This window comes from Streptomyces sp. NPDC091377, from assembly GCF_044757045.1.
Lineage (GTDB): Bacteria > Actinomycetota > Actinomycetes > Streptomycetales > Streptomycetaceae > Streptomyces.
This window is the reverse complement of record NZ_JBIVUE010000010.1, coordinates 132,045-148,549: the sequence shown is the minus strand read 5'-3', so window position 1 is coordinate 148,549 and position 16,505 is coordinate 132,045. Positions and strand designations below refer to the sequence as shown.

Here is a 16,505-nt window from a genome sequence, read left to right as displayed (position 1 = left end):
CCATGCTTCCCTCCCTGGCCGCCGAGGATCTGCGCCGTGCCCTCGCCGCGTACCTGACGACGAGCTTCGCGCTCGCCGACGACGACGTCCGCGAGGAGCTCGAGGCGTTCCTTGAGCGGCCGGAGAGTCGGCTCTTCCGGGGCCCGTACCTCCGTGTCCGTACGCCCTTCCGGTACGCGCCCCCCGGCTGGGAGAAGGCCCTTGACTGGTCGCCCAGCCTCCGCCCCTACACCCACCAGGCGAACGCCTGGCAGCGGCTGTCCAGCAAGTCTGGCCACGCCCCCGAGCCGACGATCGTCACCACCGGCACCGGCTCCGGAAAGACCGAGTCCTTCCTCATTCCGATCCTCGACCACTGCGCCCGTGCCCGCGCCGCCGGGGTGAAGGGTGTCAAGGCGCTGCTGCTCTACCCGATGAACGCGCTGGCCGACGACCAGGCCCGCCGTATCGACGACTTCCTCGCCAAGAACGCCGCCCTCTCCTCCGTCACCGCCGGCATCTACATCGGCGGCGCCTCCGGCAACCGCCCCCCGGACGACGAGGACGAGAACGCCCCCGGCTCCTACGCCCGCGAGTCCGGCGCAAGCACCGTCACCCCCGCGCAACTGACCCCCAACAGCCGCCTGATCACCGACCGTGAGGCCATCCGCGCGAACCCGCCGGACCTGCTGCTCACCAACTACAAGATGCTGGACCTCCTCCTCCAGCGCATCCCGGACGTCCCGCTCTGGCAGGACGGCGGGCTGACGTACGTCGTCCTGGACGAGTTCCACACCTACGACGGCGCCCAGGGCACCGATGTGGCGATGCTGCTGCGCCGCCTGGGCGCGGCCACCGGCAAGGCCGAGCCGGGCCGCCCCCTCGGCACGATCACCCCCGTCGCCACCTCCGCCACCCTCGGCGGCGGAACCGGCGGAACCGGCGCCGTCGGCCGCACCGCAGCCATCAGCGGCACCCCCTCCGCCGAAGCGGCCCCCACCCCCGACGGCCCCCAGAAGTCCGACCGCGAACTCCTCCTCGAATTCGCCGAGAAGGTCTTCGGCACCCCCTTCCCGGATTCCGCCCTCATCGGCGAGGACCGTCAGACGCCCGGCGATTTCGTTGCCGAGCCCGACTTCCTCCTCCCCGTGCCCTCCGCGGCCGCCCTCGCCGCCGTCCCCGACCCCATCGACGACCCGTCGGCCCTCCACCGACTCGCCGAACTCGTCGTCGGCAGGGACTTCGCCGACCCAATCCAACTCGGCGAGAAGCTCCGCCAGCACAACCTCATCCGCGCCCTCCTCGACGTCGCGGGCGACACTCCCGTCACCGTCCCCGAGATCGCCCGCGAGTTCGCGAAGCGCGGCGGCGGCGCGGCCTGGGACGAGGCGGCCCGGACCGACATCGACCTGGTCGCGACCGGCCTCGCACGGCTCCTCGCGCTGGTCTCGACCGCCCGCGCCTACGACCCGATCGCCGACCGCATCATCCCCTTCCTCCGCGTTGAGGCCCAGCTCTGGGTCCGTGAGGTGCGCCGCGTGATCCGCGCCGCGACGCCGACGCCCCACTTCCGCTGGTTCGACGACGACGGCCCCACCGGGGACACCCGGCCCAACCCGGCCAACCTCGCCGTCTACCCGTCCGCCGAGGTGGACAGCACCGCCGACGCCGACACGGACCCGTATGCCCCCGGCGACGGCGCATCCGCTCTCACCCCGGACAGCCCCGTCCCGTTCGTCCACCCCGTCGGCCCGGCCTACCGCGCCCACCTCCCCGCCGTGTACTGCCGTCACTGCGGACGCTCCGGCTGGGCCGCGCTCTCCACGGATCTGGAGTGGCAGCAGCTCAAGACCAAGCCGCTGGAGATCTACCGGGCCTCCGCCCAGAGCAACCGCGCCGTCCGCTGGATGATCCGCGCCAGGCCGGGCGAGCACACCGCCGTCTTCCTGCACGCCGAGGAAGCCGAACTGCGTACGGTGCCGAGCAACGACACCGTGCCCGTGATCACCGTCGCCGGGCCCATCCCCGCCAACGCAGGCGACAAGTGCCCCTCCTGCGACCTGACCGACGGTATGCGCTTCCTCGGTGCGGGCACCGCTACCCTCGCCTCCGTCACCACCACCCAGCTCTTCTCCGACCGCGGCCTGACCGACGACGAGCGCAAACTGCTGGTCTTCACCGACTCCGTCCAGGACGCCACCCACCGGGCCGCGTTCATCGCCAACCGCAGCTTCGGCTTCACCTTCCGCGGGCTGCTCGCCGAGCAGCTCAAGCCGGGCACCCCCGTCGCCGTACACGATCTGGCCACCGACGCCGCCGAAGCCGTGGTGACGGCGGCGGAGAAGGGCGAGATGAGCAAGCTCGCCTCGATCGTGCCGCCCGACCTGCGCGACAACCCGGAGATCCGGACGCTCCTCAGCGGCGACGGGTTCAGCGACGCGGGCGCTTACATGCTGCAGGACCGCATGGTCTTCCAGACGCTGCTGGAGTTCGGCCTGCGCTCACGCCTGGGCCGTACCCTCGAACTGACCCGCACCGCCGCCGCCGAGGTACACCTCCCCGACGCCGCCGCCGTCGCGGCTCTGCTGCGGGAAGCCCACCAGCGCCTCCCGGGGCAGATCACCCTCCCCACCGACGACGCCGACTACATCGTCTACCTGCGCGGCCTGCTGGAGCGTATGCGCCTGCGCGGGGCGCTGTTCCATCCCTGGCTCAAGGAGTACATCGCCCAGGCCGGCGCCCGGCGCTGGCCGATCTGGGGCGGTCGGCCCACGGGCATGCCCGCCTTCCCGCGCGGCCTGGCCGCACCGACCTTCCCGGTCCTCGGGCGCCTCGGCACGTCCGAGTTCGACTCGCTGGCCCGCGACAACACCTGGTTCGCTGACTGGGGGCACCGCACCCTCGGCTGCGAGCGACGCGAGGCCCGCGCCCTTGCCGAACAGGCCATGAAGCTGCTCGCGCAGCGCGAGATACTGGCGACCTATCCGGCCGAGGGCGGCTCGACCGTCTTCGCTCTCAGGCCGCGCACCATCATGGTGCACAGCCTCGCCACCGGCCCGTCGTCCCCTGACGACGGCAACGGGGCGGACGGGGCCGGGGACGACGGAACCGGCGTCAACGACCACGGCGTCCGCTGCGACAGCTGCACCTGGCGGCACACCGTCCCGCCCGGCCGACGCGAGAACTGGCTCGGCACACCCTGCCTGCGCTTCCAGTGCGGCGGCACCTTCACCACAGACGACCGCGACTACAGCGACGACTACTACCGCCGTCTCTACACGGTCGACCGGCCCGGTGACGTCCTCACCGCCGAGCACACGGGCGCGCTCAGCCGGGCCCGCCGCGAGGAGGTCGAGCAGGCCTTCAAGAACCGCCCCTCGCCGTTCGACCCGAACGTACTGACCTGTACGCCCACCCTCGAACTCGGCATCGACATCGGCGACCTGTCCGCCGTGCTGCTCGCGTCCCTGCCGCCCGCGCCCGCCAACTACGCGCAGCGCATCGGCCGTGCCGGGCGCAGCACCGGCAACTCGCTCACCGTCACCTTCGTACCGCGCGGCGCCCGCAACCAGTACTACCTGCATGCACCCGAGGAGATGCTCGCGGGCCGGATCATCCCGCCGGACTGCTACCTCGACGCCTCCGAGATCCTGCGCCGCCAGTACCTGGCGTACCTGCTGGACCGGGCCGCCGACCGCAGCCTGTGGCGGGGGACGATGATGCCCGAGGAGCCCATGCCGCACCGCATCGGCGCCCTCTTCACCCGAGGGCTCGCCGAGGACGGCTGGTTCCGCCGCTTCCTGGACGTCGCCCACGCCCGCCACGCCGAACTCGCGTCCTCCTTTGTCCAGCTCTTCCCGGGCATGTCGGCCGAGGCCGAGCAAGGCCTGCGGCAGTTCGCGCAGCTGGAGTTGGAGCAGACCGTGGGCCAGGCCGCCACCGCGTGGCGCAAACGCCTGGAGGCTCTGCGCTCCCGGTCCCGGCAGATCGGCCGGGCCTTCGACGCCCTGTCCACCGCCTCCGGGGACCGCGAACGCGACGAGCAGCGCCGCCAGCTCTACGCCGAGCGCAGGTCGGTCAACCGACGCAGGGACGCCCTGGTCGGCGAGAACTCGGTCAACGCCATGGTCCGTCTGGGCCTGCTGCCCAACTACACCCTCCACGACGACGCCACGCTGCTGGACGCGACGCTGTGGTGGAAGGACGCCGACGGCGAGTTCCAGGACCAGCTGACCGAGTACGGGCGGGGCTCACGCATGGGCCTGCTGGAACTCGCGCCCGGCAACACCTTCCACACTGACGGCTACAAGTACATCGTCAACGGCCTCGACCTGGGCGCCGGCGATGGCGACACCGCCTACGCCAAGTGGCGGCTGTGCCCCGAGTGCGGCTACGTCGCCACCGCCGAGTCCGGCCTCGACGTCACGGCGTGCCCGCGCTGCCTGACGCCGCAGATCGCCGATCCCGGCGCGCTCCACACCGTACTCGTGCCCGAACGGGTCACCGCCCGCGAGCGGCGCGAGGACGCACGGCTCACCGACGAGCGCGACGAGCGGGAACGACGCCGGTTCAACGACATCACGCTGGTGGACATCGACCCGGAACAGCCCCAAGGGCTGCGCGCCTGGAAGCGGGTCGGAGAGCTGCCGTTCGGTGTGGAGTTCGCCCGAGTGGCCACCATCCGCACCCTCAACCTCGGCCCAGCCGCCGCCGCGGGTCCCGAGCACCAGATCGCCGGCGACGACGTCCAGGTGCCCGGCTTCGATACCTGCCTGGAGTGCGGGGCCGTACGCGGTGTGCACCCCCAGGCATGGGACCGGGCCGCCCAGCGGATCGGTACCCGGCACGCGTACTGGTGCGGCCACAAGGACGACGGGATCGACGCCGAGACGGCGTCGATGCAGCGGCTCGTCCTCGCGCACGAGCTGACCACGCAGGCACTGCGGATCCTGCTGCCCGTCTCCACGATGGAACTGCAGACCCGGCTGGTGTCGTTCAAGGCCGCGCTGCTGCTGGGCATCACCAAGCACTTCGGCGGCGCTCCCGACCACCTGCGCGTCGTCCCCGCGACCATGCCGGGCGGCACCCGGGAACTGCGCCGCCGCTTCCTGGTGCTGCACGACTCCATGCCGGGCGGCACCGGCTACCTGGAGCACCTCGCCGACGCGACCGTGCTGCACCGGGTGCTGACCCTCGCCCAGATCGCCCTGCGGGACTGTCCCTGCGGCAAGGAGAACCTGCGCACCCCCTGTCACCGCTGCCTGCTGCCGCACGTCAGCAGCAACGAACACCCCTTCGCGTCGCTGCGGGTCGCCAGGGAGCTGCTGGACGAGATCCTCACGGGCTGGGACACGGAGCAGGTCGACACCCTGTCCGGGGTGCGCATCGACCAGCTCGCCGAGAGCGAGCTGGAGAAGCAGTTCGTCCGCACCCTCGTCGACTGGGGCAGCCGCCGCCCGGAGTCCGGTTCGGTGACGCCCCGCGCCGGGGAACGAGGTATGGAGTACGAGCTGCGCTTCACCCGCCCGGACGGCAGCGGCACCCGCTGGCTCTTCCAGGACCATGTCCGGCAACTGACGTCCGCGCCCAGTGAACCGGACTATCTACTGACCCGGATCGACGGGCCGTCGACGCGCATCGCGGTCTTCCTCGACGGCTACGCCTTCCACGCCAGCACCGGCATCAACCGGATCGCCGACGACGCCGCCAAGCGCGAGGCGCTGCGGGCCGAGGGCATGCAGGTGTGGCAGTTCACGCACGCGGACGTCATGGCGTGGAAGGCGGCGGTGGAGGGGACCGCGGACGACCGTGAGGTGCGCACCCCTGCCGAACCGCTCCTCGGTGAGGGCGCGCTGCGGACCGCCCGGCAGATCCACCAGATGCTGACGGGCGGCCCACGCCCCGACGACACCCTGGACCCGGCGCTGCGCAACCCGATCGAGACGCTGCTCGCGGTGCTCGCCGATCCCGACGCGGAGAAGTGGTCCCGCAGGGCGGCAGCGCTGATCAGCGGTTTCGCCGGGGGCGGAGCGACGCGGCAGCCGATCGAGCGGCGTTCGGTGGGCGAGCGACTGCCGGACGTGCTGGCGGGCAGCCCCCTGCCGGTCGCCGGCAACACGGCCGCCGCCGACGCCATCGCGATGGACATCCGCACCCTGGGCGGGCTGCGCGTCATCGGACTGCTCGACCGGCGGGCCGAGCCCGCGACCGGGCAGCCCGGGATGTCCGCCTGGTCGGCCTTCACCGTGCTGGACGACCGCGACGAGGCGGTCGCCGAGCCCGGCCATCGGGCGCGGTGGGCCGACTGGCTGCGGTGGTCCAATCTGCTGCAGCTGCTGACGGGCGACCGGGGTTCGGCACTGCCGCGTTCGTTCCACCAGGTCGCGATGTCCACGGCCGGGCAGCTCGACCCGCACACGGTGGCCCTCCTCGCGGGTGCGCTGCCCACCACCACGGGCCTGCCCGACGAACTACCGGAACCCTGGGCGGAGGCGGTCGAGTGGGCCTCCTCGCAGGCCGAGGAACTGCTGTTCGCCCTGTGCCGGGAAGCCCGCACCCGTCACTTCGGCGCCCCGCAGGTCGGCTTCGAGCTCGACGACCGGGTCGCGCAGCAGGCGGAACTCGCCTGGCCGGACGCCAGGGTGGCGGTGTTCCTCGACGTGGACGAGCACCGTGACGCCGCGCTTGCGGAGGCCGGCTGGCACGTCGTACACACCGGGACAGTTGATGTGGCCGAGTTGGCCGAGCGTTTGGAGAATGTGTGATGTCCAAGGCCCAGGTCGTCATGGCGGATGTCTTCGGCAAGTACTACGACAAGCTCGACGGGTCGGTCCAGGCACAGGTCCTGCAGTTCATCATGAAGATGCAGCGGGACCCGGACGCCAACGGGCTGAACCTCAAGCCGCCGAAGGGCGCCGAGGACAAGCGGGTGCGCACGGCCAGGATCAACGACAACTTCCGCGCGGTGCTGATGCACTACGCCGACCGCATCTACTACCTGGTCGCGGTGCTGCCGCACGACGACGCCTACACCCTCGCCTCGCACATCATCTTCGACATCAACAAGGTCACCGGCGGCGTCGAACTGATCAACCTCGCGAGCCTCCACGGCGCCCTGGGCGGGCAGCCCGCCCAGGCGCCCGCCACCGAGGAGCCGTCCGTCTTCGCCCACGTCTCAGACGCCGACTTCGACCGGCTCGGCGTGCACCCCTCGGTCGTACCGGCGTTGCGTGAGATCCGCAGCATCGACGCGATACTCGGCTTCGTGGAGCACCTGCCCAAGCTCGCCAGGGACGTGATCCTCTGCCTCGCCGACGGCATGACCGTCGAGGACGTCTGGGAGCACGTTAGTTCCGTCGCCGCGACCAGCGACACCATCGACCCGGACGACTACGAGGCCGCCAACGAGCGCCCCGCGACCAAGGAGTCCTTCGTCGTCACCGGCGACGTCGCCGAGTTCGGCCGGATCATGTCCGAGCCGCTGTCGGCCTGGCGGATCTTCCTGCACCCGGCCCAGCGCGCCCTGGCCGAGCGCAAGACCCCCAACAAGGGCTCGGTACGGGTCACCGGCGGCCCCGGCACGGGCAAGACCGTCGTCGCCCTGCACCGGGTCAAGGCGCTGGCCGAACGGCTGCCGCCCGGCCAGGCCATCCTTCTCACGACCTACACCACCACGCTCGCCGAACTGCTGCGCTCGCTGCTTGAGGACCTCGGCGGCACCCAGCTCACAGCGAAGGTGGACGTCCGCAACATCGACAAGGTCGCCTACGGCATCGCCAAGGAGGTCTTCGGCGCGAAGACCCCCAAGTCGCTCGGTGACGACGAGATCCGCAGGCGCTGGGAGGACCTGGCCGAGGAACAGCAGCCGCACCGCTGGGACGCGCGTTTCCTGGAGGCCGAATGGAAGCAGGTCGTGCTCGCACAGGACGTGCGCAGCCGCGACGAGTACCTCGTCGCCAGCCGGGCCGGTCGCGGCCGGCGCCTCAACCGCCCGGAACGGGCGCAGGTGTGGGGGCTGATCGAGGCCTTCGAGCACCGGCTTGACGCGGCCGGTGAGGTCGGCGTCACCCAACTCGCCGCGCAGGCCGCCCGGATCGCCTCGGGCCGGAGCGACGAGACCCGCCCGTACCGGCACATCGTCGTGGACGAGGCCCAGGACCTGCACGCCGCGCACTGGAAGCTGCTGCGGGCGCTCGTCCCGGTCGGCGAGGACGACCTCTTCATCGTCGGCGACGCCCACCAGCGGATCTACGACAACCGGACCGCGCTGAGCGCGCACGGTATCAACGTGCGGGGGAGACGCTCTAGGCGGCTGACCCTGAACTACCGCACAACCCGTCAGATCCTCGGAAGGTCGCTGAGCCTGCTGGGCGACGCGAGCTTCGACGACCTCGACGACGCGACCGAGGACCTGGGTGGCTACCGGTCCGTTCTCGGCGGGGCGAAGCCCGAGTTGACCGAGTACCCGAGCACGGCCGCCGAACTCGCGGGCCTGGCCGGACGGGTCGAGGAGTGGCTGGGCGAGGGCATGAAGGAGGACGAGATCGTCGTCACCGCCCGGACCAACAAGCTCGCGGACGCGGCGGTGGAGGCGTTGCACAACGCGGGGATCAAGGCCGTCAGGGTGAAACCGCGGCAGACTCCGGCCATCGGTTCCGGGGTGCACGTGATGACGATGCACCGGATCAAGGGCCTGGAATACCGGGCAGTCGCGATCATCGGAGTGGGCGCGGATCACGTGCCGCAGCCAGGCGCCGTCACCCCGGCCTCCGAGGACCGTACCCAGCATGACCGCGACCTGCAGCGCGAGCGCTCGCTGCTGTTCGTCGCGGCCACCAGGGCCCGCGAACAGCTCTCCATAACCTGGGCCGGACCACGCAGCCCGTTCCTGGAGGGCTGCCACTGACCTGCGGTGACGCGACACAACGCCGCCGCGTTAGAGTCACCACGGAGCCGGCCGTCGTCCGGCTCTCACCTCAGAACGGGATCCGGGCGGACGAGACATGTACCTGAAAAACCTTCGCCTACGGAACATCAGGTCGTTCCACGGTGCACGCGACGTCGACCTGGACCTGACCAGGCCCGACGGCTCCTACGCCGGCTGGACGGTCCTGGCGGGCCGCAACGGCTCGGGGAAGACGACCCTGCTGCGCGCGGTCGCCCTGACGATCAGTGGACCTGCCGTGGCCCGCAGTCTCGTCCCCGGGTTCGACACCTGGGTCTCGCGGGACGAGACGGTGGCGAAAGCCGAGGTGTGCCTGGTCCATGACCCGGAGCAGGACCAATTCACTTCGGGGCGGCGTCCGGTCCGACCCATCTGGGCAGGACTCCGCTGGACGGCGGCGGAGCAGACGTCACTCTCGGGCAAGCCGGGTTCCAGCCGGGCCGGGCAGCCGGCGCTGAACGCCATCGGCTACCAGAAGGAACGCCCCGTCGCCCAGCGCGGCCCGTGGGCGGACAATCCGGTGGGATGGTTCTGCGCGGGGTACGGTCCCTTCCGCAGGCTCGCCGGGGGCTCGAGCGACATCCAGCGGCTGATGTCCAGCTCAGGCGCGGTAGCCCGGCTGACGAGCCTCTTTCACGAGGACGCGTCGCTGGCGGAAGGCGTGAGCTGGCTCATCGAGCAGCACCTGCGCGCGTTCGAGGACCGCGACGGCGCCCGGGACCTCAAGGCGGCCGCTCTGGCCATCCTGGGCGACGACCTGCTGCCCGACGACTACCGGATCGACAACGTCGACTCCGAAGGCCTATGGGTCGTCAACCGCAACCACCGGTTCCCGCTGCGGGAGATGAGCGACGGCTACCGCACGGTGGCTGCCCTGGTCGTGGACATCCTCAAGCAGATCCATGACGCCTACGGCGAACTCGTCCTGGACACGACGGACGGCACGCCGAACGTTCCGAGTTCCGGGGTCGTCATCATCGACGAGATCGACGCCCATCTGCACGTGTCCTGGCAGAAGCGCATCGGCGGCTGGCTGAAGGCGCACTTCCCGAACATCCAGTTCATCGTCACCACGCACAGCCCCTACGTCTGCCAGGCAGCGGACCCGGGCGGACTGATCCGGCTGCCGGGCCCCGACGTGGAGGGCCCTGTGGAGGTCGTGCCCCAGCACCTCTACGACCGCATCATCTTCGGCAGCGGCGACGACGCCGTACTCTCGGACCTGTTCGGGCTCGACACCCCCTACTCCGACCAGGCCGAAGAGAAGCGGGAAGAACTCCTCGCCCTGGAACTGGACGTCGTGCGAGGCCGCGCCAGCGAAGAGGAAAGGGACCGATACCGCCACCTGAAGCGCAAGTTGGCCAGTTCACCGGCAGCTCGCGTCGAAGAAATCGCAGCCGGGCTCCACTCCCGCCGTCCACGGCGCGATTCATGATCCGAGTGACGAGGGTGCCACTCCCGCAGTCGACGCTGACTTCCATGGCCGGCTACACCGGTGACATCGGGCAGGCCGCTGCACCCAAGACGCGAGCGGGGCAGTTATGGAAGCACACGTCCGTCCGCAGGCACATACACCCCGTGCTGAGAAGCGCCCTCGCGGAGATGGCACCCGGGCTGGAGCGGTGCATGTACTGCGGGGACAACCAGGGCACGGACATCGACCACTTCGAGCCCGTCCGTGTCAATCCGTTACGGACCTTCGACTGGAACAACCACCTGCTGGCGTGCTCCCTGTGCAACAGCCACCTCAAACGTGGCCTCTTCCCCCTCGCCAACGACGGCACGCCCCTGCTCATCGACCCGAGCAGTGAGGACCCCGCTCCGCATCTGCACCTGTCGCTCGCAGCCGGTGAATACCTCGACCTCACCGACAGGGGTACCGCGACGATCAAGGTCTTCGGTCTCAATCGGAGCATCCTCGTCCGGGGACGGCGCAACGCGTATCGGATCACCCCGCTCCTCCTGGACCAGTGGCGCGCTGCCTTCGAGAAGGACGACCTGGCGGAGGCGGCAGCCTGTGCGGCAACCATCTGGGAGCAGCCCACCGCCGACGTAGTTCATGCCATGTTCCACCAAGCAGTCGTCCCGGGCGCCGAGGACATCTTCACCGACGAGTCCGACACCCTCGCTCTGCTGCGCGATCCGGTGATCCGTACCGGACTGCTGGGCAGCTGCTAGGTCAGCGCCCTGCGCAAGCACGTTCTCGCTGAGAGCTTCCCTCGAGAGAAGAAATGGGAGGACACCGCCGTGAAGCTGAGTTCGGCGGTCGGCGACATCACCGGAATGGCCGACTGCACAGTATGCGGGTAACGGTCCCTGAAGGTCCGCGCGGCTTGCTGCTGCCCAGATATAGATCAGATTCACCGCATTGAGCTCCGAGATGAAGCCTGCTTCTCCCAGGACGCCTTCCTTCCAACGAGCACCGGCCAGGTCCGAAGGGCTTGCCGTTCCGCACAGTGCTGATCGGCCTGATCCTGTCGCAGTACATGGGCAAGAGCGCGAACATCAACGACGCATGGGAGACGCTGTTCTTCGCCCTGTCTCCATGGTCCAAAGCCCTCCTTGACGTCCCCCACGTCGACCTGCACATTCGCGAGGGCGCAACCCGAGAAGAAATCGACCGCGTCGCGCACCACCAGTACGCGACGTCGAAGCGCGTCTACCGGTCCTGGGCCTCGATGACCCGGCGCCTCGACCCGGCACCACACGACCGCCGGAAGCGGCTGCCGCTCAGGGAGGCCAAGAAGATCCGACGGAAGTGGAATGCCCGCGCCAACCAGGACACCGTGCGCAATCTGGAGGCCATCGCCCAGGATCTGATTCTCGCTCCGGTGATGGCTTCCTACCGGCGCGGCGACTTCGCTCGGTGGCCTGGCCACATCGCGGTCGACGACACTCCGGTTCCGGTCTGGGGCAAAGAGCCGGACTACCACCAGGACCGGGCTTCGCTTGAGATCACCGCCGGGATGTACGTGAAGGGAGGTGCGCAGAAGAAGTCGGGGCCCAGCGGCAAAGCTGCGGCCTCCACGAACACTGGTACCCGGCGCGGCACGACAAACAAGCCACCGCCTCGCAAGACCAAGTCGGGACAGGAGAAGAAGGCTAAGGCGCCGGAGAAAAGAGAGTTCCGCTACGCCATGATGGCCGCGTTCCCAGGCCATGGCCATGGCGACCTCGCTGGCGCCTACCCGGCGGTCTGCCTCGGCATGATCCTTCACACCCCGGGCACCGAACCCGGCCCGGCCGCCCTGCGCGCCATCCAGCTGGCCTTCGAACGAGGCCTGGTCAAAGACCTGTTCTGCGCCGACCGGGGCATCACCCAGGCCAAGCCTCACAACCTGCATCTGCAGCTGCTCAAACTCGGCCTCAACGCGGTAAAGCACTACAACGACGACAAGGTCGACCGGCAGGGAGAGTTCCGCGGCATGCAGCTGGTTGGCGGCGAGTTCTACTGCCCGCTGATGCCCACCCCGCTCATCACTGCGGGCGCCACGTACATCGACAGCCGCACGGACGAGGACCGCGCCCACGCGCTCAACCTGATCCAGTCCCGGAAGGACTACCAGACCAAGATCAAGGAGTACGGGCCCGCAGGGGACCAGCGTTGACAGTGCCCTGCCCTCGGGTCCCACGCCACGGTCACCTGCTACCGCCGGCCCCAGCCACGCCCGTCCACCGTCGTCGACCTCGACGCCCCCACTGTCCGTACCCCGGCAGCCCTGCCCACTATCTCCAAGCCCAAGCGGGACACCCCCGTCTACCCCGACATCTGCAGGGGGAAGAGCATCACCGTCCCGGGCACCGTGTTGGCCAAGTGGCGGCAGAAATGCCCCCTGTTCACCCCTGTGTGGCAGGAAGCCTGGTCCGGACTGCGCAGCCAGAACAAGGGCGGCAACGGCAACCTCAAGAAGTCCGCCCTCGACAGCATCGACAATCCCCAGCTCCGCCTGCCGCACGGGCGCGTCGCACAGACCCTGCTCAATGCCGTCATCATCTTTGTGGCGAACCTCAGAGCCATCCGACGGTTCCTCCGCGACCAGGGCATCCAGCCCCGCAAAGCCAGCGCGCAGAGCACCGCGACCCGACCCGGTGAGCCCTCCGGCCCGCCCCAGGCGCGACCGCTTCCGACCGAGCAGGTGGAGCCTCCGCCACGCGAGTGACGCACCTCCGCCGCGTTCCGCCCCCTGAAAACCCCACATGCCTGCGTCACGGCTACCAGCCGTCGCGCAGGCATGTCCTGTTTCTGCAGGTGAGAGGCGCAGTACCTGGACCGCCACCGCCTCACCCCCTCATCGAGCCGATCACGAGGCTCAAGGCCCCAGAAACGACGAAATACCGGTGAGTCACATGACTCGACCGGTAATTCGTGAACGCTTCGGGACGGTCTCGTGAACGTCCCACTGGTGTCCGAGGGGGGACTTGAACCCCCACGCCCGATAAAGGGCACTAGCACCTCAAGCTAGCGCGTCTGCCATTCCGCCACCCGGACAAGGTGTCTGTCGCGCGGGGTTTCCCTCGCGGCGACGTCGTAAACACTACCAGGCTTTCGAGTACGTCCGATCACCCCCGCGATCACCCCGATGCCCGGCCCGCGCACGTGAACGGGGTGTGTCGGGCCCCTCCCGGTCTTGGGGCGGGAGCGCGCCCGGGAGAGGATGTGGAGGGACTGCCAGCAGCTACAGCGGGAGGAACAGCGTGAGCCAGACGGGCACCGCGAGCGGCGTCACAGGCGAGGACGAGGTCGTGGACCTCTGCCGCGAGCTGATCCGGATCGACACCAGCAACTACGGCGACCACTCGGGGCCGGGAGAGCGGGCGGCGGCCGAGTACGTCGCCGAGAAGCTCGCCGAGGTCGGCCTGGAGCCGAAGATCTTCGAGTCCCACAAGGGCCGTGCCTCCACGGTCGCCCGGATCGAAGGCGAGGACCCGTCCCGGCCCGCGCTGCTGATCCACGGCCACACCGACGTCGTCCCCGCCAACGCGGACGACTGGACGCACCACCCGTTCTCCGGCGAGATCGCCGACGGATGCGTGTGGGGGCGCGGGGCCGTCGACATGAAGGACATGGACGCGATGACCCTCGCGGTCGTCCGCGACCGGCTGCGCAGCGGGCGCAAGCCCCCGCGCGACATCGTCCTCGCCTTCCTCGCCGACGAGGAGGCGGGCGGCACCTACGGCGCCCGCTTCCTCGTCGACAAGCACCCCGACCTGTTCGAGGGGGTCACGGAGGGTATCGGCGAGGTCGGCGGATTCTCCTTCACCGTCAACGAGAAGCTGCGGCTGTACCTGGTGGAGACCGCCCAGAAGGGCATGCACTGGATGCGGCTCACCGTCGACGGCACGGCCGGCCACGGCTCGATGACCAACGACGACAACGCGATCACCGAACTGTGCGAGGCGGTCGGCAGGCTCGGCCGCCACACCTGGCCGGTCCGGGTCACCAAGACCGTACGGTCCTTCCTGGACGAACTGTCCGACGCGCTCGGCACCGAACTCGACCCCGAGAACATGGACGAGACGCTCGCCAGGCTCGGCGGCATCGCCAAGATGGTCGGGGCCACCCTGCGCAACTCGGCGGCGCCCACCATGCTCGGCGCCGGCTACAAGGTCAACGTCATCCCCGGCCAGGCCACCGCCCATGTCGACGGCCGGTTCCTGCCCGGGTACGAGCAGGAGTTCCTCGCCGACCTCGACCGGATCCTCGGCCCGCGCGTGCGGCGCGAGGACGTCCACGGCGACAAGGCGCTGGAGACCGACTTCGACGGCCGGCTGGTCGACGCCATGCAGAGCGCGCTCGGTGCCGAGGACCCGATCGCCCGCGCGGTGCCCTACATGCTCTCCGGCGGCACCGACGCCAAGTCCTTCGACGACCTCGGCATCCGCTGCTTCGGCTTCGCGCCGCTCAAGCTCCCGCCGGAGCTGGACTTCGCGGGCATGTTCCACGGTGTGGACGAGCGGGTGCCGGTGGACGGGCTGAAGTTCGGCGTGCGGGTGCTGGACCGGTTCATCGACGCGTCCTGAGCGAGCCCGAGCGGGCCTGGACGAAGGGGGCCGGTCAAACGCACTTGTGAAGGTTCGTCCTTGTGTACGGCGACACGCTCGGCGATCACCGGGAAGAGTGAATGCGCTCATCAGGTCGTAGCCCTAATGCGAGCCCCTCGTTACTGGTGTTGCGATCCGCGGCATGGGATCGCTTTTGCCAACAAGGAGGAATAATGATCAAGAAGGTCGTCGCCGCTGCCGCTGCCACTGGTGGACTGGTTCTCGCGGGCGCGGGGCTGGCTGTGGCCGACTCCGGTGCCCAGGGTGCCGCCGTGCACTCCCCGGGTGTCGCCTCCGGCAATGTCATCCAGGTTCCCGTGCACGTGCCGGTGAACGTCTGTGGCAACACCATCTCGGTGATCGGGCTGCTGAACCCCGCGTTCGGCAACACCTGCATCAACAAGTGAGGTTGTGCCCCGCCCGGTGAAGGGCGGAGCTTCGGCCCCGGAGCGCGTCCCATGCGCTCCGGGGCCGAACGCTCTTCATCTGCGTCCCCCGCGTTCTCCCCCTGTTCCGCCCTCGCGGAACATCCGCGGCGACTCCCAGGCACCTCCCTCCCGTCCCCCTCCCCTTCCCCTCGCCCTCTCATCACCTTTCGTCCCTTTTCGCCCCCTCTCGTCTCTCTCACGTCGAAAGCAAGGAACCAGCAATGCGACAGGCCACCCGCAAGGGCCTGATGACCGTGGCCGCCGCCACCGGTGTGATCGCCGCCGCGAGCGGCGCCGCGCACGCCGACTCGGGCGCCCGTGGCGCCGCCGTGGGCTCACCCGGCGTGCTGTCCGGCAACTCGGTGCAGGCGCCGGTGCACGCACCGGTCAACGTCTGCGGCAACACCGTCGACGTCGTCGGTGTGCTCAACCCGGCCATGGGCAACCGCTGCGTCAACCAGGGCGGCGGGTCCTCCGCCGGTCACGGTGACTCCGGCGGTTACGGCGGCTCCGGCGGCCACGGCAAGCCCGGTGGCTCCGGGCACTCCGGCGGCTCCGGCGGATCGCACGCCGAGGGCCACACCGCCGGCTCGCCCGGCGTCGCCTCCGGCAACCACGTCGAGGTGCCGATCCACGTACCGGTCAACGTCTGCGGCAACAGTGTCGACGTCATCGGCATCGGCAACCCCGCCTTCGGCAACGACTGCGCCAACGGCGGCACCCCGGGCAACCCGCCCGGCACCAACCCCCCGGGCACCAACCCGCCCGGCACCAACCCCCCGGGCACCAATCCGCCCGGCACCAATCCCCCCGGCACCAACCCGCCGGGGACCAATCCGCCCGGCACCAACCCGCCGGGCACTCCGGGAACGCCCCCCACCCCGGGCAACCCCGGCAACCCGCCCGGACCGGGCGGTGAGACCCCCGGCCCCGGCACCTCGGGCAACGAGCCCGGCGCCCACGCCGCCGGCCAGCCGAAGGGCTCGTCCCAGCTCGCCGAGACCGGCAGCACCCTGCCGATGGGCGCCGCGGGGGCCCTGGGCGCGGGAGCCCTGCTCGCCGGAGCGGTGATCTACCGCCGGGCGCGTACGGCCGCGTAACACCGGGTGCCG

Annotated in this window: 9 protein-coding genes and 1 tRNA gene; 9 read left to right on the top strand and 1 reads right to left on the bottom strand. The window is 70.1% G+C overall.

Annotation, left to right across the window (positions count from 1 at the left end):
• Window positions 1–2 precede the first annotated feature (2 nt).
• The 6 genes from ACIQNG_RS22750 (at window position 3) to ACIQNG_RS22725 (ending at window position 13,083) form a co-directional block, all read left to right on the top strand.
• Window positions 3–6,743, top strand: coding sequence for a DEAD/DEAH box helicase (locus tag ACIQNG_RS22750; protein WP_401487313.1), 6,741 nt, complete (start codon window positions 3–5; stop codon window positions 6,741–6,743).
• The gene (locus ACIQNG_RS22745) at window positions 6,743–8,884 is read left to right on the top strand and encodes a UvrD-helicase domain-containing protein (RefSeq protein WP_401487311.1); all 2,142 of its coding nucleotides are present in this window, start codon (window positions 6,743–6,745) and stop codon (window positions 8,882–8,884) included. The genes ACIQNG_RS22750 and ACIQNG_RS22745 overlap by 1 nt, the downstream gene beginning before the upstream one ends.
• Window positions 8,885–8,981: 97 nt before the next feature.
• On the top strand, window positions 8,982–10,358 hold the full coding sequence (locus ACIQNG_RS22740) for an AAA family ATPase (protein ID WP_401487309.1): 1,377 nt from the start codon (window positions 8,982–8,984) through the stop codon (window positions 10,356–10,358).
• Window positions 10,359–10,402: 44 nt separating this feature from the next.
• Window positions 10,403–11,101, top strand: a complete 699-nt coding sequence (locus ACIQNG_RS22735; protein WP_401487307.1) for an HNH endonuclease — start codon at window positions 10,403–10,405, stop codon at window positions 11,099–11,101.
• Window positions 11,102–11,364: 263 nt separating this feature from the next.
• A complete protein-coding gene (locus ACIQNG_RS22730) occupies window positions 11,365–12,531 on the top strand; it encodes a hypothetical protein (RefSeq protein WP_401487305.1) in 1,167 nt (388 codons plus the stop codon).
• Between the two features lie 198 nt (window positions 12,532–12,729).
• Window positions 12,730–13,083: a hypothetical protein gene (locus ACIQNG_RS22725; RefSeq protein WP_401487303.1), complete on the top strand. Its 354-nt coding sequence runs from the start codon at window positions 12,730–12,732 to the stop codon at window positions 13,081–13,083.
• A 241-nt stretch (window positions 13,084–13,324) separates the two neighbouring features.
• Here ACIQNG_RS22725 and ACIQNG_RS22720 read toward each other — a convergent pair.
• A tRNA-Leu gene (locus ACIQNG_RS22720) sits at window positions 13,325–13,412 on the bottom strand.
• Window positions 13,413–13,618: 206 nt separating this feature from the next.
• On the opposite strand from ACIQNG_RS22720, the gene ACIQNG_RS22715 reads away from it, so the two are divergent.
• From ACIQNG_RS22715 to ACIQNG_RS22705, 3 genes are all read left to right on the top strand, one after another.
• On the top strand, window positions 13,619–14,944 hold the full coding sequence (locus ACIQNG_RS22715; protein ID WP_401428987.1) for a M20/M25/M40 family metallo-hydrolase: 1,326 nt from the start codon (window positions 13,619–13,621) through the stop codon (window positions 14,942–14,944).
• A gap of 194 nt (window positions 14,945–15,138) precedes the next feature.
• The gene (gene chpH, locus ACIQNG_RS22710; protein ID WP_401428990.1) at window positions 15,139–15,372 is read left to right on the top strand and encodes a chaplin ChpH; all 234 of its coding nucleotides are present in this window, start codon (window positions 15,139–15,141) and stop codon (window positions 15,370–15,372) included.
• Window positions 15,373–15,614: 242 nt separating this feature from the next.
• On the top strand, window positions 15,615–16,493 hold the full coding sequence (locus ACIQNG_RS22705; protein ID WP_401487301.1) for a chaplin: 879 nt from the start codon (window positions 15,615–15,617) through the stop codon (window positions 16,491–16,493).
• The last annotated feature ends 12 nt before the right edge of the window (window positions 16,494–16,505 follow it).

Bases quoted from the DNA above. Each gene is read 5' to 3' on its own strand.
- ACIQNG_RS22750 (WP_401487313.1), top strand. From the start codon at position 3: ATGCTTCCCTCCCTGGCCGCCGAGGATCTGCGCCGTGCCCTCGCCGCG.
- ACIQNG_RS22705 (WP_401487301.1), top strand. From the start codon at position 15,615: ATGCGACAGGCCACCCGCAAGGGCCTGATGACCGTGGCCGCCGCCACC.
- ACIQNG_RS22735 (WP_401487307.1), top strand. From the start codon at position 10,403: ATGGCCGGCTACACCGGTGACATCGGGCAGGCCGCTGCACCCAAGACG.
- ACIQNG_RS22740 (WP_401487309.1), top strand. From the start codon at position 8,982: ATGTACCTGAAAAACCTTCGCCTACGGAACATCAGGTCGTTCCACGGT.
- ACIQNG_RS22745 (WP_401487311.1), top strand. From the start codon at position 6,743: ATGTCCAAGGCCCAGGTCGTCATGGCGGATGTCTTCGGCAAGTACTAC.
- chpH (WP_401428990.1), top strand. From the start codon at position 15,139: ATGATCAAGAAGGTCGTCGCCGCTGCCGCTGCCACTGGTGGACTGGTT.